The sequence below is a fragment of the Hymenobacter sediminis genome, assembly GCF_003231285.1.
GTDB classification, from domain to species: Bacteria; Bacteroidota; Bacteroidia; order Cytophagales; family Hymenobacteraceae; genus Hymenobacter; species Hymenobacter sediminis.
Genome location: NZ_QKNS01000001.1, coordinates 856,200 through 874,192, shown reverse-complemented (window position 1 = coordinate 874,192; position 17,993 = coordinate 856,200). Strand labels below are relative to the sequence as shown.

At 51.5% G+C, this 17,993-nt stretch carries 17 protein-coding genes and 5 tRNA genes; 3 read left to right on the top strand and 19 right to left on the bottom strand.

Annotation, left to right across the window (positions count from 1 at the left end):
• Positions 1–133: 133 nt before the first annotated feature.
• From rpoB to DNI29_RS24415, 14 genes are all read right to left on the bottom strand, one after another.
• Complete coding sequence (gene rpoB / locus DNI29_RS03690; protein WP_202910380.1) at positions 134–4,009, bottom strand: DNA-directed RNA polymerase subunit beta; 3,876 nt, start codon at positions 4,007–4,009, stop codon at positions 134–136.
• A 287-nt stretch (positions 4,010–4,296) separates the two neighbouring features.
• Complete coding sequence (gene rplL / locus DNI29_RS03685; protein ID WP_110976700.1) at positions 4,297–4,677, bottom strand: 50S ribosomal protein L7/L12; 381 nt, start codon at positions 4,675–4,677, stop codon at positions 4,297–4,299.
• A 67-nt stretch (positions 4,678–4,744) separates the two neighbouring features.
• On the bottom strand, positions 4,745–5,299 hold the full coding sequence (gene rplJ, locus DNI29_RS03680; protein WP_110976699.1) for a 50S ribosomal protein L10: 555 nt from the start codon (positions 5,297–5,299) through the stop codon (positions 4,745–4,747).
• A 20-nt stretch (positions 5,300–5,319) separates the two neighbouring features.
• Complete coding sequence (gene rplA, locus DNI29_RS03675) at positions 5,320–6,015, bottom strand: 50S ribosomal protein L1 (protein WP_110976698.1); 696 nt, start codon at positions 6,013–6,015, stop codon at positions 5,320–5,322.
• 19 nt (positions 6,016–6,034) lie between these two features.
• Positions 6,035–6,478: a 50S ribosomal protein L11 gene (gene rplK / locus DNI29_RS03670; protein ID WP_110976697.1), complete on the bottom strand. Its 444-nt coding sequence runs from the start codon at positions 6,476–6,478 to the stop codon at positions 6,035–6,037.
• Between the two features lie 113 nt (positions 6,479–6,591).
• The gene (gene nusG / locus DNI29_RS03665; RefSeq protein ID WP_110976696.1) at positions 6,592–7,158 is read right to left on the bottom strand and encodes a transcription termination/antitermination protein NusG; all 567 of its coding nucleotides are present in this window, start codon (positions 7,156–7,158) and stop codon (positions 6,592–6,594) included.
• 22 nt (positions 7,159–7,180) lie between these two features.
• On the bottom strand, positions 7,181–7,375 hold the full coding sequence (gene secE / locus DNI29_RS03660; protein ID WP_110976695.1) for a preprotein translocase subunit SecE: 195 nt from the start codon (positions 7,373–7,375) through the stop codon (positions 7,181–7,183).
• A gap of 59 nt (positions 7,376–7,434) precedes the next feature.
• Positions 7,435–7,508, bottom strand: a tRNA-Trp gene (locus DNI29_RS03655).
• A gap of 128 nt (positions 7,509–7,636) precedes the next feature.
• The gene (gene tuf / locus DNI29_RS03650) at positions 7,637–8,824 is read right to left on the bottom strand and encodes an elongation factor Tu (RefSeq protein WP_110976694.1); all 1,188 of its coding nucleotides are present in this window, start codon (positions 8,822–8,824) and stop codon (positions 7,637–7,639) included.
• Positions 8,825–8,993: 169 nt separating this feature from the next.
• Positions 8,994–9,065, bottom strand: a tRNA-Thr gene (locus tag DNI29_RS03645).
• A gap of 89 nt (positions 9,066–9,154) precedes the next feature.
• Positions 9,155–9,227: transfer RNA gene (locus DNI29_RS03640), tRNA-Gly, on the bottom strand.
• A gap of 73 nt (positions 9,228–9,300) precedes the next feature.
• Positions 9,301–9,383 (bottom strand) — tRNA-Tyr (locus tag DNI29_RS03635).
• Between the two features lie 243 nt (positions 9,384–9,626).
• Positions 9,627–12,179 (bottom strand): M1 family metallopeptidase, encoded by a 2,553-nt coding sequence (locus DNI29_RS03630; protein WP_238387988.1) that lies wholly within the window; start codon positions 12,177–12,179, stop codon positions 9,627–9,629.
• 188 nt (positions 12,180–12,367) lie between these two features.
• Positions 12,368–12,442, bottom strand: a tRNA-Phe gene (locus DNI29_RS24415).
• On the opposite strand from DNI29_RS24415, the gene DNI29_RS03625 reads away from it, so the two are divergent.
• The 3 genes from DNI29_RS03625 to frr all read left to right on the top strand — a co-directional run bounded on the left by DNI29_RS03625 (position 12,422) and on the right by frr (position 14,384).
• Positions 12,422–12,826, top strand: coding sequence for an acyl-CoA carboxylase biotin carboxyl carrier protein subunit (locus DNI29_RS03625; protein WP_162303496.1), 405 nt, complete (start codon positions 12,422–12,424; stop codon positions 12,824–12,826). The two genes, DNI29_RS24415 and DNI29_RS03625, sit on opposite strands and share 21 nt — an antisense overlap.
• A 112-nt stretch (positions 12,827–12,938) precedes the next feature.
• Complete coding sequence (gene pyrH, locus DNI29_RS03620) at positions 12,939–13,730, top strand: UMP kinase (RefSeq protein WP_238387987.1); 792 nt, start codon at positions 12,939–12,941, stop codon at positions 13,728–13,730.
• 90 nt (positions 13,731–13,820) lie between these two features.
• Positions 13,821–14,384: a ribosome recycling factor gene (gene frr / locus DNI29_RS03615; protein ID WP_110976691.1), complete on the top strand. Its 564-nt coding sequence runs from the start codon at positions 13,821–13,823 to the stop codon at positions 14,382–14,384.
• Positions 14,385–14,464: 80 nt separating this feature from the next.
• On the opposite strand, the gene nadD is transcribed toward frr, so the two are convergent.
• From nadD to DNI29_RS03590, 5 genes are read right to left on the bottom strand one after another with little or no spacing between them, the layout of a single operon-like run.
• Positions 14,465–15,070 carry a nicotinate (nicotinamide) nucleotide adenylyltransferase gene (gene nadD, locus DNI29_RS03610; protein WP_110976690.1) on the bottom strand — a complete coding sequence of 202 codons (606 nt, stop codon included), beginning with the start codon at positions 15,068–15,070 and terminating at the stop codon, positions 14,465–14,467.
• Positions 15,067–15,651 carry a guanylate kinase gene (gene gmk, locus DNI29_RS03605; protein WP_110976689.1) on the bottom strand — a complete coding sequence of 195 codons (585 nt, stop codon included), beginning with the start codon at positions 15,649–15,651 and terminating at the stop codon, positions 15,067–15,069. The genes nadD and gmk overlap by 4 nt, the downstream gene beginning before the upstream one ends.
• A 9-nt stretch (positions 15,652–15,660) precedes the next feature.
• Positions 15,661–15,948 carry a hypothetical protein gene (locus DNI29_RS03600; protein ID WP_110976688.1) on the bottom strand — a complete coding sequence of 96 codons (288 nt, stop codon included), beginning with the start codon at positions 15,946–15,948 and terminating at the stop codon, positions 15,661–15,663.
• A gap of 23 nt (positions 15,949–15,971) precedes the next feature.
• Positions 15,972–16,616, bottom strand: coding sequence for a sigma-70 family RNA polymerase sigma factor (locus DNI29_RS03595; protein WP_110976687.1), 645 nt, complete (start codon positions 16,614–16,616; stop codon positions 15,972–15,974).
• Between the two features lie 43 nt (positions 16,617–16,659).
• On the bottom strand, positions 16,660–17,985 hold the full coding sequence (locus DNI29_RS03590; RefSeq protein WP_110976686.1) for an O-antigen ligase family protein: 1,326 nt from the start codon (positions 17,983–17,985) through the stop codon (positions 16,660–16,662).
• Between the last annotated feature and the right edge of the window lie 8 nt (positions 17,986–17,993).

Genomic DNA, 17,993 nt, shown 5'->3' with positions numbered 1-17,993 from the left:
GGAGGTTGATGCCGTTCTGACCATATCTCGGAACGACGCCGGGAGCAGATGTTATCGGTCTCCCGAACCGCAGTTTATATATTCTGAAGGGGTAGGAGCCAACATTGAAATATCAGCCCCTACCCTTCAAAATTTAGTCAAGCGTGATTTCCAGGGCCAGACCGCGTAGCTCGTGGATGAGTACGTTGAATGACTCGGGGATATTCGGCTTGGGTAGTACGTCGCCTTTTACAATGGCTTCGTACGCCTTGGCGCGACCTACCACGTCGTCCGACTTCACCGTGAGGATTTCTTGCAGCACGTTGGAAGCACCGAAGGCCTCCAGCGCCCACACCTCCATTTCACCGAAGCGCTGACCACCGAACTGTGCTTTACCACCCAGCGGCTGCTGCGTGATGAGCGAGTACGGACCAATCGAACGGGCGTGCATCTTGTCATCAACCAAGTGACCCAGTTTGAGCATGTAAATCACGCCTACGGTTACTGGCTGATCGAAACGCTGGCCCGTGAGACCGTCGTGCAGGTAAGCACGACCAAAGTGCGGCAGACCGGCTTCCGCCAACTCCTTCGATACTTCCTCTTCGGTAGCACCGTCGAAAATAGGGGTAGCATAGGTGCGGCCCAGCTTCAGGCCAGCCCAGCCCAGTACAGTCTCGTAAATCTGGCCGATGTTCATACGGCTCGGTACACCTAGCGGGTTGAGCACGATATCCATCGGTGTGCCGTCGGGCAGGAAGGGCATGTCCTCATCGCGCACGATGCGGGCTACTACCCCTTTGTTACCGTGACGACCAGCCATCTTGTCACCCACCTTCAGCTTGCGCTTCTTGGCAATGTATACCTTGGCCAGCTGCACGATACCAGCGGGCAGTTCGTCGCCTACTTCCAGCGTAAACCGGTCGCGCTTGAAACGAGCCGTGATGGTGTTGCGCTTCTTGGTGTAGTTTTTCACCAGTTCAGACAACATCCGGTTCACTTTATCGTCGGCGGTCCAGTTCTCCAGAATGAGGTCTTTGAACATGTTCACCTCTTCCGGCACGGCGTAGTTGCTCTCGTCCTTGTAAGGGTTCTTCTCAGGGAACAACGCTTCCGTGATGTTCTTCTTCCCGAATTTCACACCCTTGGTCAGGATTTCATCGCCAAACTTGTGCTTTACGCCCTGCGACGTCTTGCCTTCCAGCAGTTGCACCAGCTTCTCGATCATTACGGCTTTGATACCGCGCAACTCGCGAGCATACGACTCCTTCAGCTCTTCTACTTCCTTCTTCGACTTAGCCCGTAGGTTTTTGTCTTTCTTCGGACGAGAGAACAGCTTAGTGCCGATTACTACCCCGTTCAGGGATGGTGGCGCTTTAAGGGAGGCATCTTTCACGTCGCCGGCCTTGTCACCAAAGATGGCGCGGAGCAGCTTCTCCTCGGGGGTCGGATCGGTTTCACCCTTCGGCGTGATCTTACCGATGAGAATATCGCCTTCGCGAACCTCAGCGCCCAGACGGATGATGCCGTTGTCGTCGAGGTTGCGCACAGCTTCTTCGCTCACGTTCGGAATTTCCGAAGTCAGCTCTTCTTCGCCACGCTTGGTCTCGCGCACTTCCAGCTCAAACTCCTCAATGTGAATTGAGGTGAAGATGTCGTCGCGAACTACACGCTCCGAAATAACGATGGCGTCTTCGAAGTTGTAACCCTGCCACGGCATAAAGGCTACCTGCATGTTGCGGCCCAATGCCAGCTCACCTTTGTTCGTGCCGTAGCCTTCACAGAGGGGTTGACCTTTGGTTACCCGCTCGCCTTTCTTCACGAGTGGCGTCAGGTTGATGCAAGTATCTTGGTTGGTGCGACGGAATTTGATCAGATCGTACGAAATCTTCTCAGCATCGAAGCTTACGAGGATATCGTCTTCCGTCAGGTCGTACTTCACCACGATCTTGTTGGCGTCCACGTAGTCGATAACACCATCACCCTCGGCTACTACCAGAGTGCGGGAGTCAATAGCTACGCGACCTTCCAAGCCAGTGCCTACAATAGGAGCCTCAGCCTTCAACAGCGGTACTGCCTGACGTTGCATGTTTGAACCCATCAGGGCGCGGTTGGCGTCATCGTGCTCCAAGAATGGAATCAGCGAAGCAGCTACCGATACAATCTGATTCGGTGCTACGTCCATGTAGCTATATTCCGTCGGGCCTACTACCGGGAAGTCACCTTCGAAACGACCTTTTACCAGCTCATTCACGAAATTACCCTCCTCATCAATGCGAGCGTTAGCCTGCGCGATGTGGTGAGTGTCTTCTTCCTCAGCAGTCAGGTACTTCACATTCTCCGTGGTATCTACCTTACCGTTTTCTACGGTGCGGTAGGGAGTTTCAATGAAGCCCATCGAGTTTACGCGGGCGTGTACACACAGTGACGAAATCAGACCAATGTTTGGTCCTTCCGGCGTTTCAATGGTGCACAGACGGCCGTAGTGGGTGTAGTGAACGTCACGTACTTCGAAACCAGCACGCTCACGCGACAGACCACCTGGCCCTAGTGCCGATACGCGACGCTTGTGCGTCACCTCGGCCAGAGGGTTGGTCTGGTCCATGAACTGGGAAAGCTGATTCGTACCGAAGAACGAGTTGATTACGCTCGACAGAGTACGAGCATTAATCAGGTCAACCGGCTTGAAGTCCTCATTGTCGCGCACGTTCATGCGCTCCTTAATAGTACGCGCCATACGGGCCAGACCTACGCCGAACTGAGCATATAGCTGCTCCCCTACCGTGCGCACGCGGCGGTTGCTCAGGTGGTCAATGTCATCGACAATGGCCTTTGAGTTGATCAGACCGATCAGGTATTTCACGATGAGAACGATGTCCTCGTTGGTCAGCACGCGGGCGTCCCAGTTTGTGTCAATACCTAGCTTCTTATTAATACGGTAGCGGCCTACGTCACCAAGGTCGTAGCGCTTATCCGAGAAGAATAGCTTTTGGATGATGTCGCGGGCAGTTTCCTCGTCAGGGGCTTCCGTGTTACGGAGCTGACGGTAGATTTGCTCAACGGCTTCTTTTTCCGAGTTGGAGTTGTCCTTCTGCAGCGTGTTGTAAATGATTGCATAGTCTGCAATGTTTACATTCTCGCGGTGCAGAATTACTGACTTGGCACCAGCGTTCAGAATAACGTCGATGTCCTCCTCTTCAATAGTAGAGTCACGCTCTAGCAAAACCTCATTGCGGTCAATAGATACCACTTCACCGGTATCTTCGTCCACGAAGTCTTCCGTCCAAGTGCGAAGCACACGGGCAGCCAGCTTGCGTCCTACAGCTTTCTTGAGATTCTTCTTATCGGCCTTTACCTCCTCTGACAGCCCGAACAGATCGAGAATGTCTTTATCGGTGCCGTAACCGATGGCACGTAGCAACGTAGTAACCGGGAATTTCTTCTTCCGGTCGATGTAGGCATACATCACGTTGTTTACATCCGTGGCGAACTCAATCCACGAACCTTTGAACGGAATGATACGGGCTGAGTACAGCTTAGTGCCGTTCGTGTGCTTGCTTTGAGCAAAAAACACACCTGGTGAACGGTGCAGCTGCGATACGATAACACGCTCGGCCCCGTTAATCACGAAAGAGCCTTTTTCGGTCATGTAGGGAATATTTCCCAAGAAAACCTCTTGCTCGATCGTCTCAAAGTCTTCGTTATCCGTATCGTTGCAGACTAAGCGGAGCTTAGCTTTCAACGGCACCGAGTAAGTTAACCCCCGATCAATGCACTCATCAACGGAGTACTTGGGAGGATCAACGTGGTAATCGATAAAGGTCAGTACAAAGTTTTCACGCGAGTCCGAAATCGGAAAGTTCTCGGCGAATACTTTGAAGAGCCCCTCATCGGTACGGTTCTCGGCAGCCGTTTCCAACTGGAAGAAGTCCATAAACGAGCGCACCTGCACGTCTAGGAAATCCGGGTACTCAATAACCTTTTTAATCTTGGCGAAGTTGATCCGCTCGTCAGCCGCCTGCAGTTTTTGCAGACCTGTCTGTGCTTTCGGTGTAGCCAATGTATGTGGGGTTAGGAAATGGATACTGAGAGAATCCACATCAGGATAGCAACAAGGCTACTATCTTGAAAATTTCGGAAGTAGTGGGCGCACGAAAGCGCAAAGCAGAACTTTGCGCCTCTAGCATCCGTAGGCACAAAAAGCCGCAAAGCGGCGTGCAAACGAACTTCCGATTAGTTTATTGCCTACAAACAGGAAAAGACCTGGCTTAGTTGCCAGGCCTCTCCTTATTTGCTGGTTTTAAGAGCAGGCAGCAGAAATTACTTAACTTCTACTTCAGCGCCAGCTTCTTCCAGTTGCTTCTTCAGCGACTCAGCTTCGTCTTTAGCAACACCTTCTTTCAGAGCCTTAGGAGCACCGTCCACCAGTTCTTTAGCTTCTTTCAGGCCCAGACCAGTCAGGTCTTTCACCAGTTTCACTACAGCCAGTTTGCCAGCACCAGCCGACTTCAGGATTACGTCGAATGAGGTTTTCTCCTCAGGAGCGTCAGCAGCACCAGCGCCAGCACCACCTGCTACCATTACGGGAGCAGCGGCAGCAGGCTCAATGCCATACTCGTCTTTCAGGATAGTAGCCAGTTCGTTTACTTCTTTTACCGTCAGGCTAACGAGCTGCTCGGCGAATGCTTTCAAATCTGCCATTTCTGTAGATTGTTAAAAAGGGGTTGTTGAACTTTTGGAAATCAAAATTGAAAAAGATGAGCAGCGGTTAGCCTGCAACCTCTTCTTTTTCGGAAAGCGTTTTGAGGATGCCAGCCAGTTTATTGCCACCGCTCGACAGAGCAGAGATAACATTTTTGGCGGGCGACTGGAGCAGACCGATAACATCACCGATAAGCTCATTTTTGCCTTTCAGCGTGCTGAGGCTGGTCAGCTGGTTAGCACCGATGTAGATGCTAGCATCTACGTAAGCACCTTTCAGCGCCGGCTTGGGCTCAACACCTTTACCGTAGTTCTGGGCTTTGTAGAAATCCTGCAGCAGTTTGGCAGGAGCGTTGCCTGACTCTTTTGAGAACAGGATGCCCGACTGGCCTTTCAGCGCGGTGTCCATCTCCGAAGTGTCGCCACCGAGGGTATCGAGCGCCTTGCGGATGAACGTGTTCTTGTACACTTTGAACTCCATGCCGCGGTTGAAGCACAGGCGACGGAATTCGTTGATTTTCGCCACCGACATCCCCGAAGCATCGGCGATGTAGAACGCGTTGTGCGATTGAAACTTCTCGCTCAACTCGTCGACGAGGGCTTGTTTGTCTTCCCGGATCATATCGTCGTGTTGATTAAAACTTAGGCGGAAGTTACTTGCGTGTCAACCGGAACGGCGGGCGACATCGTGCTCGAAAGCGTGATGCTCTTGATGTAGGTACCTTTGGCCGACGAAGGCTTCAGGCGCTGTAGCGTCTGGATAACTTCGATGGCATTTTCAGCGAGCTTTTGCTCGTCGAAAGACACTTTACCAACCGAGCAGTGGATGATACCGGTTTTATCAACTTTGAAGTCGATTTTACCAGCCTTCACTTCTTGCACAGCCTTGGCTACGTCCGTGGTTACAGTACCCGACTTAGGGTTTGGCATTAGACCACGAGGACCCAATACACGACCCAGACGACCAACCTTAGCCATTACCGACGGCATCGTGATGATTACGTCGATATCCGTCCAGCCTTTCTCAATTTTGGCGATGTAGTCATCCAAACCAACATAGTCAGCACCAGCTGCAGTAGCTTCAGCTTCCTTATCGGCAGTTACTAGAGCCAGAACGCGAACGGTTTTGCCAGTACCATGAGGTAGCGTGGCTACACCACGTACCATCTGGTCAGCTTTGCGGGGGTCAACGCCCAAGCGAACGTCGATGTCAACAGAAGCATCAAACTTGGTGTAGGTAATATCCTTCACCACTTTAGCTGCTTCTACCAAGTTCCGAACTTCGGTCAGGTCGTGCTTGGCAAGGGCTTCCTTGCGCTTTTTGCTAATTTTTGCCATGTGTCTTCTCCGTTGTTAATTATTCAGCAAAGGGAGAAGTACCCGAGATGGTGATGCCCATGCTGCGAGCCGTACCAGCTACCTGACGCATAGCCGACTCTACCTTGAAGGCGTTGAGGTCAGGCATCTTTGTTTCGGCGATGGTGCGCACTTGGTCCCATGATACCGACCCTACTTTGTTACGGTTCGGCTCTTTCGAGCCGCTCTGGAGCTTGGCGGCATCCATGAGCAGGACCGGCACCGGTGGGGTCTTAACCACAAAGTCAAAAGACTTGTCGGTGTACATGGTGATGAGTACAGGACAAACTTGGCCAGCCTTATCTTGGGTGCGAGCATTGAACTGCTTGCAAAACTCCATGATGTTAAGGCCTTTGCTACCAAGTGCAGGTCCAACCGGCGGCGCGGGGTTCGCGGCGCCTCCCTTTATCTGAAGCTTCAGATAACCTCTAATTTCCTTGGCCATTTGGTTTAAAAGGCTTCGGGCTAATACGGTAACTCGTAGCAGCCCTCAGATGAAAATTGCTCCAAAGTGGAAGCACCACTGGTTCGGAGCGAATAACCAGTGACGTATATGGGTTACGCTTCTTTTTCAACCTGTGTGTAGCTAAGCTCCATGGGAGTGCTACGGCCGAAAATTTTCACGATAACGTTCAGCTTCTTCCGTTCCTCAAATACTTCGGATACAGTACCCGACATACCTGCAAAACCGCCGTCTACAATCTTCACTAGTTCTCCTACCACAAAAGGAGTCTCTAGTGTAGCGGTTTGTTCCTCGGCTTCGTCCACAATTCCAAGAATCCGGTTCACCTCAGAAATGTGCAACGGTACAGGCTTAGTGTTCTGATTAGCTGCTTTACCTTCTTTATCACTGAGGAACCCAATTACACCAGGTGTGCTAGTGATGATATGGTCTACTTCACCGTGAGTCAGATCGGCATGGATAATGATGTAGCCTGGATAAAGGTTTCTTTCGCGTACGCGTTTCTTACCGTTACGCATCTCAAAAACCTTCTCCACTGGAATTAGCACCTGCGGCACTAGATCAGATAGGCCATGGCGACCAATCTCAGTTTCCAAGTAGGTTTTGGCTTTCTTTTCTTGTCCGCTAACCGAACGGACTACGTACCATTTTAACTCGCCCATTTTTGTCGTTTGCTTCTACCGATTAACGGAACGAGTTATAAAAGGCATCAAGCCCTTTATTGAAGATGACGTCCATTACACCAACTACAGATGCAAATAGCAACGAGCCGATTAGGACTAGCCCAGCGCTTTTCTGTAATTCTTCCAAAGAGGGCCACGTCACTTTGTAGCGCATCTCTTCGGAGGTCTCCCGGAAGTAGTTCGTTAGCTTGCTCATCGTAATGGCACCGGTTTGGTGTTTAAAACTACGGCTGCCGAAGCAGCCGTAGTTTCTAGTGGCACGGGCGGAGAGATTCGAACTCCCATCAAAGGTTTTGGAGACCTCTATTCTACCCTTGAACTACGCCCGTGTATGCGTCCCAGCCAGTCAAGGTGCTGGATTGGGACTGCAAATGTATGGAACTCTTTATACAAAACAAATCCGCCCTCGAAAATTTCGAGGGCGGATTATCTTATTTTACCAGATTCTGGTTAGAAACTAGTCAACAATTTCAGTAACCTGACCAGCACCTACCGTACGGCCACCCTCACGGATAGCGAAACGCAGGCCTTTTTCCATAGCTACCGAGTTGATCAGCTCAACCGAGATAGTTACGTTGTCGCCAGGCATTACCATTTCCACGCCTTCGCCCAGCGAGATGATGCCAGTTACGTCAGTGGTGCGGAAATAGAACTGAGGACGGTAGTTGTTGAAGAAAGGAGTGTGACGACCACCTTCTTCTTTCGACAGCACGTACACCTCAGCTTTGAACTTCTGGTGAGGCTTAACCGAACCGGGTTTGCAGATAACCATACCGCGACGGATGGCCTCTTTTTCAATACCACGGAGCAGCAGACCTACGTTGTCACCAGCTTCACCACGGTCAAGGATTTTGCGGAACATCTCAACACCAGTTACGGTCGACTTGAGGTTTTCAGCACCCATACCGAGGATTTCAACTGGCTCACCCGAGTTGATGATACCACGCTCGATACGGCCGGTAGCAACCGTACCACGACCCGTGATAGAGAATACGTCCTCTACAGGCATCAGGAATGGCAGGTCGGTCAGACGAGCAGGAATCGGAATGTAGCTATCAACAGCAGCCATCAGTTCCTCAATCTTGGGAACCCAGTTGGCATCGCCGTTCAGGCCACCCAGAGCCGAACCCTGAATTACCGGAATGTTGTCGCCGTCGAAATCGTAGAACGAGAGCAGTTCACGAATTTCCATCTCCACAAGCTCGAGCAGCTCGGGGTCATCCACCATGTCCACTTTGTTCATGAACACTACCAGCTGAGGTACACCTACCTGACGAGCGAGCAGGATGTGCTCACGAGTCTGGGGCATCGGACCGTCAGTAGCAGCTACTACGAGGATAGCACCGTCCATCTGAGCAGCACCCGTTACCATGTTCTTCACATAGTCAGCGTGACCGGGGCAGTCAACGTGAGCGTAGTGACGATTTTCAGTAGCGTATTCTACGTGAGCGGTGTTGATGGTGATACCACGCTCTTTTTCTTCGGGAGCATTGTCGATCGAAGAGAAGTCGCGCTTGGCAGCCAGACCCTTGTTAGCCAGAACCGTGGTGATGGCAGCAGTCAGGGTGGTTTTGCCGTGGTCCACGTGACCAATCGTGCCGATGTTTACGTGCGGCTTGGACCGGTCAAAATTTTCTTTAGCCATTGTAAAGAGATTAAGAGGAATTTTGAGGTAAAGAGGGGGAAACGCGACTAGACTATACAGTAAGAAAGCGAAACACAGCTCCGTTTAGTCGGGACTGCACGTCGCTTTACTTTGGCTGACAGTTTCCAAACGGTGCAGTCGCGCTGCCCCGTTGGTACTCGTAATTCTGAGCCATTTATGGGATTTGAACCCATGACCTCTTCCTTACCAAGGAAGTGCTCTACCACTGAGCTAAAACGGCTTATTTTGATTTGGCAAAGATACAACAGGAGAAGAATATTTACCAGCCAATGCTGTGGTTACAACTTCTCGCTGCCATTCCAGGCACCGAGCGGGAGACGAGGTTCGAACCCGCGACCTGCAGCTTGGAAGGCTGCCGCTCTACCAACTGAGCTACTCCCGCGTAAAGCAATCTAGCGAAGCAATAAAGTAACAGGTACAAACCTGTTACTTTATCAAGTCACTAATTTACTGTGTGGGGGGAGAAGGATTCGAACCTTCGAAAGCTTGCGCTAACAGAGTTACAGTCTGTCCCATTTGGCCACTCTGGAACCCCCCCATTACTTCTTGCCGATCACAAGAGTCTCCTTTCAACTGTCTAGCAAGTGGTGCTGGTGTGTTGATTGGAGCTGCAAAATTAGAGGGTTTATGATGCAAGTCAAGCGCTCGACGAAAAAAGGTTTTAACTTTTTTCTTTACTCCGGCTAGCTTACCCTCTTATACTTTGGCTAATCCATTGATTCCCTAACCAAAACGAGTAGGCCAGAGCCAATGCAGAAGCCTGAAAAAAAATCAAACTTTTTTATTGAATAAGGCTGTACATCGACTTTAGACCATCGTCCTTTTCCTTGCTCCGAATGTCTTGGAGTGTGGATTTAAGCGTAGGCATGCTTGCCACCAATTGGTGTAAGCCTTTATAAGCACCTAGTCTTACGTACATCTGCGGATGATTACGAGCCAGTGTCTCAAGCCGCATAATACCCTTTTCACGTTCAATTGGCGGGATGCGCTGCATCAGGGTACCAAAGTTTTCGAGCAATACATACAGTACTTCAGCAGGGGCATCCTGACTACGACGCAGAAACCAGCCATAGTCGTCAAGCGTGCCATTGATACCATAATAATTTGATAGGGCAGTAAGAAGCGCGGGGTTTTTGGTATCCTGCAGAGCGGCCATTTGGGCGCGTGTTGTGGGAGTAGGAGCCTTGGCTAAGGCTTCTACAGCAGCACCTACTACCAGATATGAGCTATCCTTTAAGGCAGCCCCATAGGCTTCGCTGAAGTCTTCATTAGCAAATGAAGAAAGAACGCTAATAGCCGTAGCGCGCACTACCCCCTTCTTCTCAGTCAAGGCGACCCGTTGCAAATCTTTCCGTACGGCATTACCTTCAGCGCCGCGGTAGCGTCGCAGGCCATCCAAAGCAGCGACTCGAACGGCCCAGAAGGGGTCGTTTAGGGCGTTACGGAATGCAGAGCTCACCAACAAGTCAGCAGTTTTTGTCCGTAACCCCTGAATAGCGTCGTACTTCTGCAAATAACCACGAGCGTGGCTTAACTGATACAGCAGTTCTTCCTGGCTTTGAGTTTCGTCTATCTGAGCAAGCAAAACACCCTCCTGATCAAACTTGACTAGACTTGGGCGCTGACTAACAGGTAGGCGAAATGTCTGATCAGCTTTAGTGATGAGGACTCGGTGTTCGGTAGCTTGATTATTGCTCCACGTAGCTATTGTAACCGGAAGACGATATACCGGCTGGTAAAGCGTATCCTGCACCTGCTGCACGCGCACTGTTACGTGATTACTTTCGAATGAATGACTTACGCGCAGTTCGGGGTGCCCTCGCTGCATAAACCATTGGTCGAAAAACCATGTCAAGTCTTCTCCAGTAACGTCCTCGAAAACAATTCGCAGCTTGGCTATTTCGGTGGTAGAAAGCTTATTCTGCGTCAGGTATCGATTGAGGGCCGTGAAGAAGGCGTCGTCGCCGACGTAATTGCGTAGCATATGCAAAACTCGGCCTCCCTTATCGTAGGAGTGCCGGTCAAACATATCCTCCTTGTCGGCATAACGGTAGCGAATTAAGGGCTCACGCTTTGTTTGAGCTTCTTCGAGGTAATTGCGCAGCTTAGTTTGCTGTACCAGCGCAGCAGCGTCGGCCCCATATTTATGCTCAGCCCACAACAGCTCGGAATAATCCGCAAATGATTCGTTGAGAGGCAGGTTCGACCATGACTCGGTGGTTACGTAGTCGCCAAACCATTGGTGGAACAGCTCGTGGGCAATAACCGACTCCGGCTCATAGGAAATATCAGCTAGCTCCCGGGGAGTAAACTGTACTAACTGCTGCTGAAAGGTAGAGGCCGTGGTGTTTTCCATGGCGCCCGACACAAAATCGTGAACTGCTACTTGCGAGTACTTTTCCCAAGGATAGTCAACTCCGAGTTTCTTGGAGAAGAAGTCCATCATTTCGGGAGTATTGCCGAACACCTGCTTTGCCGTGTGCTGGAAAGGTGGATCAACGTAATACTCCACCGGCTTGCCACGCCAAGCATCCGTTACTACGGCAAAGTCGCCTACTGCCAGCATTGCGAGGTAGGGCGCATGGGGTAGGCTTTGTTTCCAGACGTCGGTGCGAGTACCATCAGGATTTCGGCGTGACGCAATTAATAAGCCGTTGGAAAGAGTTTTCAAACCATTTTCTACCGTCAGGCTGATTTCCTGCGTCATGCGCTGGTTAGGCCGATCAATAGTTGGAAACCAGCACGAGCTACCCTCCGTCTCGCCTTGAGTCCATACTTGACGAGGCTTATCTTTTTCAGTCCCCAGCGGGTTAATGAAATACAGTCCCTTATCTTCTGTTATGGCTTCACTCCCACCCTTGGGCAGCTCATTTGGTTTGGCTACGTATTGAATGCGCACCTGATATTGCTCTGTGCGCAGGTACTGACGGTCAAGGCTAATGGTAAGTCTCTTTTTATCGTAGCCAAACTTCAGCTCTTTTCCCTTCTTACCGCCGTTAAGTAACTCTACAGCTTTTACGTCGAAGCCTTTGGCATCGAGCACCAGTTGGTTTTGCGGATAGAAGTGGGGCCGCAGCGTAAGCGTAGCTGTGCCGAGCAACCATTGTTTGGCCCAGTCAAGCCGCACATCAAGCTTAGTATCGATTAGATCGTGCAGAATAGTAGCCGCTGGCTGCACGGGATTGGTAGAGGGCAGCCAATTAGGAACAGGTAGAGAGGCCGGTTCAGAAACTGGCAAATCAGCAACGGGAGATTTCTTGCGAGCCGGTTGGCTGGCATTACTAGCCGGGCGGCTTGATTTAACTGCCTGAGCGGAAGCCGCAATCTGACTCATTAAGGTCAGAACAAGAGCGCCGAGGACCGGGTATTTCATGCGAAAAAGCACTAGGGTATTGGAGGGTCAAGTTCCGAATTTATTTCAGAATTGGCCTATCTTTAAGCCCTTTTCCGCCCCACCCCTGCTCTATTTACATGCTACAGGTACGCACTGGTACTACCCCCGACCAAATTTGGGAGGTTGATTATCGCCCGAACGGGCTCGTAACCGTCAACGGCCAGTCTTTTGAGTGGGACCTCATGCCACTCGGCAACGGGCGCTACCATATCCTGCACGAAGGACGTTCCTACAGTGCTGAGCTGATTTCTGTTGAATACGCCACGAAGACAGTGATACTGAAGCTAAATGGCCAGCAGTTGGAACTCCAAGGCAAAGACCGGTTCGATTTGTTGCTGGATAAGCTGGGAATGAGCAATGCTGCAGCAAACAAAGTAAACGAGCTGAAAGCGCCTATGCCTGGTCTGATTGTAGACATTCGGGTGGCATCGGGCCAGATAGTACAGAAAGGTGACCCACTGCTGGTGCTAGAAGCCATGAAGATGGAGAATATTCTGAAAGCGCCTGGGGAAGGTACCGTAACAGCCATTAAAGTCGGTTTGCGCGACAATGTAACCAAAGGGCAGGTGCTGATTCAGTTCAGTTAATCTGCTTTTCGCATATTTACCCAGGCCGTAACGGATGCCACGCGGCCTTTTCCGCCGGCACCCTTACGGCCTTTCTACGTACACTCGCGTTCCACGCTTAATCTCTCTCGTTTTGAAGTACAACCGAATCCTGCTGAAGCTAAGCGGCGAGGCCCTAATGGGCCAGCAACAGTACGGCATTGACGCCACCCGGCTCATGCAGTACGCTGAAGAAATTAAGGCGGTAGCCGCCACGGGCACGCAGGTAGCTGTGGTTATTGGCGGCGGCAATATCTTCCGTGGGGTACAGGCCGAGGCTTTTGGGCTGGACCGTGTACAAGGCGATTATATGGGCATGCTGGCCACGGTCATCAACTCCATGGCCTTGCAAAGCGCACTGGAAAAGCTTGATGTGAATACCCGTCTACTGTCAGGTGTTACCATACAGCGCGTATGTGAGCCCTACATTCGACGCCGGGCGCTGCGCCACCTTGAAAAGGGCCGAGTAGTTATTTTTGGGGCTGGTATCGGCTCGCCTTATTTCACTACTGACTCTGCGGCTTCGCTGCGGGCTATTGAAATTGAGGCCGATGTAGTGCTGAAAGGCACTCGTGTAGATGGCATCTACACGGCTGACCCAGAGAAAGACCCATCGGCCGTGCGCTACCCTGAAATTACCTTTGACGAGGTGATGGAAAAGAACCTCAACGTGATGGATATGACCGCTTTCACGCTGTGCAAGGAGAATAACCTGCCTATTATTGTGTTCGACATGAACAAGGAAGGCAACCTCCAGCGCCTACTTGACGGCGAAAGTGTAGGCACGTTGGTTAGCATGCACGGCTCTGAGGCCTACCAATTGGCTAACCCGAAGCACAGCAGCCTGCAGCCAGCAGTAAAAGATATTCCGGGCCAGCAGGCTTAGCTAGCTCAACGCAGGACAGGCCAAAGCGGCTTTATTCTGAAGAGCTTATCGTAACTCAACACTCACCTTTCAACACTTAACTTTTAAGAAGTGGACGAAGAAATTAAGTTCTACCTGGACGAGGCAGAGGAATCTATGGGCAAAGCGTTGCAACACACGCAACAGGAGTTTGCCCGCATCCGGGCCGGCAAGGCCACTCCCGCTATGCTTGACTCATTGCGCGTTGACTACTACGGAACGCCTACCCCTGTTGGGCAGGTAGCTAACGTAGCGGCTCCCGATGCCCGCACGCTATTCATCAAGCCCTGGGAAAAGAACATGATCAGCGAAATTGCCAAGGCCATTAAGAACAGCGACTTGGGCCTGAACCCGCAGTCGGATGCCGAGGGTGTACGCCTGAACATTCCGCCAATGACGGAGGAGCGCCGCCGTGACCTAGTAAAGCAAGCCAAAAACGAATCGGAGAGCGGCAAAGTACGTATCCGAGGCATTCGTAAAGACGTGAATGAATCGTTGCGTAAGCTCTTGAAAGAGGGCGCGTCGGAGGATGCTGTGAAAGACGCTGAAGCCAAAGTGCAGAAGTTTACCGACAGCTATATCAGCAAGGTAGATGAGCTACTGGGCAAGAAGGAAACTGAAATCATGACCATCTGATTTTCCTACCTGCCTCAAGCTAAAAAAGTCCCAACGGATGCTATCCGTTGGGACTTTTTCATATCCAATCTATACCTCAATTACATCTTCCAATAGCCAGCAGCTTGAATTTGCTGCTCTACAGCCTCTGGAACGAGGTAGCGGATGGACTTGCCAGTGCGCACACAGTCGCGCACAAAAGTTGCCGAAATGTCCAGTAAGGGAGCTTTTACCATCCGAACAACTGGGTGATCTTTCGGCTCGGAAGCGTCTATGCCAGGCCGTGGGTATACATATACCTCATGCTCGGCCAAAATCTGGTCGGCATGCTTCCAGGTGGGTAGGCCAGGTAGGTTGTCCTCCCCCATCAGCAGTACAAACCGGAAGTGGGGGTAGCGGCTCCGCAATTCACTAAGGGTGTCGACGGTGTAGCTGGGCTTTGGCATAGAAAACTCTATGTCCAGCGCCCGCAACTTATCATTGCCAGCAATGGCCAACTCTACCAATCGCAGTCGATCCTGCTCGGGCAGTAACTCCTGACCGATCTTAAACGGGCTTTGAGGCGACACTACTAGCCATACTTCCTGTAGGTCAGTATGGGTAGCGAGGAAGTTAGCCAGAATCAGGTGGCCCGTATGAATAGGGTTGAACGAACCAAAAAGCAGCCCTACTTTCCGGCCATTAGAGACGGAAGCAGGGCTGCTCACAGGATGGCCGATTCAGCCGTGATAAAATTACGGACGAGTTTTTCAGCTTCGTCAATGGCGCGCTCGAGGTCGTCATTCACGATAGTGACATCAAATCGGTCTTCGAACGTTAGCTCGAAATTAGCTTTATATAGGCGGGCGGAAATGCTGGCGTCAGAGTCAGTGGCGCGGTTGCGCAGGCGCTGCTCCAGTACCTCCAGCGATGGTGGCTTTACGAACACCGCAAGGGCGCGGTCTTTATAGAACTCCTTAATGCTGAGGCCACCTTTTACGTCCACATCAAGCACGGCGTGCTGGCTGTTTGCCCAGATACGCTCAATCTCTGATTTGAGCGTGCCATAAAAGGCCCCTTCATACACCTCTTCCCATTCCACGAAATCATCGTGCCGGATCTTCTCCTGAAACTCCTGAACGGAGATAAAGTAGTAGTCCTTGCCGTTGGCTTCGGTGCGCCCTCGCTTATCACGAGTACACGCTGAAATAGAGAAACTTAGCTCCGGAATTCGCTCCAGCAGCCGATGGACGATAGTAGTCTTACCGGCACCAGAAGGAGCCGAAAAGGCGATGATTTTACCCTGCATCGGGCAAAATTAGGCCATTTCCGCTTTAACTCGTGCAAGAATTGAATTCGACAACGAAGAAGGTGCTCCTTTACGCCCTACATGCTGCGCCAAAAAGTCAATGAAGATGTGTTGCTTCTCGATGCTATCGAAACACGGAGAGCAATCTTCGGCATGATGTACGAAGTAATCTTCGTCCTCAGCCGTGGGCTCCTGCCCGACGATGATTTGGTCAAGAATTGTGTTCACGCGTTCACAGTCGGGGCCGTTGGCGGCCGCCGAGTTCTGGTTGGTTTGCTTAGTAGAAGTGGTTTCCATAACGGGGACCTAGCATGAGGGGATTATTCGTTGTCGTCAGTATGTAGTTCTTCGTCGGCTTCGCCTTCTGAGCCATAACCCATAGATTTGGCGTAGCGTTCAAGCTTGTCTTTCAAAAAGTTACGAGCCCGGTGCAAGCGCGAGCGCACCGTACCAATGGGGATGTCCAATACCTTCGCCATTTCCTCATATGTAAACCCTTCCAGGTCGCAGAGGATAATAACGGTACGGAAATCCACGGGCAACGAGTTGAGTGCGCTGGCCACTTCGTCGCCGATGAGGTCGCGCACGGCTTGCTGCCGCATGTCGGTTGAAGTGCTGCCGGCGTCGCCTTCGGCCTCCACATCTTCCGAGTTGTAGTACCCTTCGATTTCGCTGTAGTCAACCTTGGCAGGCTGCTTACTTTTCTTGCGGAAATCGTTGATGAACGAATTTTTCAGGATGCGAAACAGCCACGCTTTGGCGTTCGTTCCCGGCTCGAAGTACTCAAAGAAGCGATATGCTTTCAGATAAGTTTCCTGTACGAGGTCATTTGCATCATCTTCATCGAGGGTGAGCCGGAAGGCGAAGTTGTACAGAGAATCGAGCACAGGCATCAGTTCGGCCTGGAAACGCCGGTCTTTTTCCTCTTTGCTCAGTTTTGGTACTCGTTCGGGGGAGTCGCTCATGGACACAAAAAAAATTCGGCTGAATATTGAAAAAATACCGCCGTTAGACAAATGTAGAACTTATACCATCCGCGGGAAGGAAGGTTTTACGAGTGGTGCGTCGCTCGGTAGCGACTACCAAAAACCCGTATAAAAACACAAACAGGTTATAACTGATCTGTAGCTCCAGCAACGAGTCGACCATCATGGCGAGGGCTTGCAGCAGTAGGAACCGATACACGTACGGGTTACGACGCTGGGCAGGTTGCATCAGCGGCCCGAATAACACAAATAACCATAGGCCTAAGCCTACCAGCCCTCCTCCTACCAGTTGGTGCAGGTACTGGTTATGAATCATTACGCGGTTTTCGCGCTGAAGGCCGTAGCTCTGCAAATCATACTGTTTCATCATGGCGCGGTAAGCATCAGCCGGGCCTACCCCCAATAATGGATGTTGACGTGCTATAACAGCAGCCGTTTGCCAAGCTGCTAGGCGTCGTGATAGAGAGTATTGATTGATGTCGTGCTTTAGCTCAAACTGAAGGATGTCGTAGATGGTAGATTCTACCCGCTGCTGCACTGACTCTAAAGATTGGTAAGCAATCCACGGCCCCAGAGTTAGTCCTAGCAGTAAAGCTAGCCCCAGCCACAGGCGGCGCTGCACTATCAGAACCAGGAAGGTATCAATCAGCAGCATTCCATAGAGGGCCATTAGGCCGGTGCGGTAAGCCAGCACATGCAGGGTTAGGATGCAACTACCTACTGCAAGCAGAAGCACTGTTCGTTGCAGCTTATTAGCCCATGGCTCGCGACGTAGCGAAACGCCAAAAAATGTTGCCAGAGCCAGCATCAGCCCAAAATGAATGTGGAAGATGCGAGTAATAGAAGGCATGCTCTGCCCCAAGCCGAAAGCTACATTAGCCGTAGCAGGGTCTAAAAAATATTGGCCCATGGTAGCGGCCCCAACTAAGCCTACCCCTCCTACGAAGAGCAAACCCACCCAAAACCGTTGCCGGGCACTCAGCGGAACCGCTACCCCGAATGCCAGCGGCACGCCCAACCAAGGAAGCAGCCGATACATTTCGTGGCGCCATGTGGGCCACTCTTGGGTGTACAGGCCACTCAGAAATAGGAGCAAGTATAGACCAGCAGGAGCCCACACTGTGCGAAGCCGCAGCCAGCAGGGTACTTCCTTTCTAACGTTTGGGTTGAGGAAAGCAGCTACCACCGCGGCTACTGGACTTAGGGCAACTAGGGCCCGGGACGTCAGCAACCCGGCTACCCCTGCTGCGCAAGCCAGCAGCAGCAGGTACTGCGACAAACGGCCAGAACGCCACCAGGCCTTCCATACCGGCGTGGGGGTAGTAGCTGGGGTGGTTATTAAGGTCATGCGGGCGG

Bases quoted from the DNA above. Each gene is read 5' to 3' on its own strand.
- rplL (WP_110976700.1), bottom strand. From the start codon at position 4,677: ATGGCAGATTTGAAAGCATTCGCCGAGCAGCTCGTTAGCCTGACGGTA.
- rplA (WP_110976698.1), bottom strand. From the start codon at position 6,015: ATGGCAAAAATTAGCAAAAAGCGCAAGGAAGCCCTTGCCAAGCACGAC.
- DNI29_RS03630 (WP_238387988.1), bottom strand. From the start codon at position 12,179: ATGAGTCAGATTGCGGCTTCCGCTCAGGCAGTTAAATCAAGCCGCCCG.
- nusG (WP_110976696.1), bottom strand. From the start codon at position 7,158: ATGGGCGAGTTAAAATGGTACGTAGTCCGTTCGGTTAGCGGACAAGAA.
- DNI29_RS03600 (WP_110976688.1), bottom strand. From the start codon at position 15,948: ATGGAAACCACTTCTACTAAGCAAACCAACCAGAACTCGGCGGCCGCC.
- secE (WP_110976695.1), bottom strand. From the start codon at position 7,375: ATGAGCAAGCTAACGAACTACTTCCGGGAGACCTCCGAAGAGATGCGC.
- DNI29_RS03625 (WP_162303496.1), top strand. From the start codon at position 12,422: ATGCCACTCGGCAACGGGCGCTACCATATCCTGCACGAAGGACGTTCC.
- rplJ (WP_110976699.1), bottom strand. From the start codon at position 5,299: ATGATCCGGGAAGACAAACAAGCCCTCGTCGACGAGTTGAGCGAGAAG.
- tuf (WP_110976694.1), bottom strand. From the start codon at position 8,824: ATGGCTAAAGAAAATTTTGACCGGTCCAAGCCGCACGTAAACATCGGC.
- gmk (WP_110976689.1), bottom strand. From the start codon at position 15,651: ATGCAGGGTAAAATCATCGCCTTTTCGGCTCCTTCTGGTGCCGGTAAG.
- DNI29_RS03590 (WP_110976686.1), bottom strand. From the start codon at position 17,985: ATGACCTTAATAACCACCCCAGCTACTACCCCCACGCCGGTATGGAAG.
- rplK (WP_110976697.1), bottom strand. From the start codon at position 6,478: ATGGCCAAGGAAATTAGAGGTTATCTGAAGCTTCAGATAAAGGGAGGC.
- DNI29_RS03595 (WP_110976687.1), bottom strand. From the start codon at position 16,616: ATGAGCGACTCCCCCGAACGAGTACCAAAACTGAGCAAAGAGGAAAAA.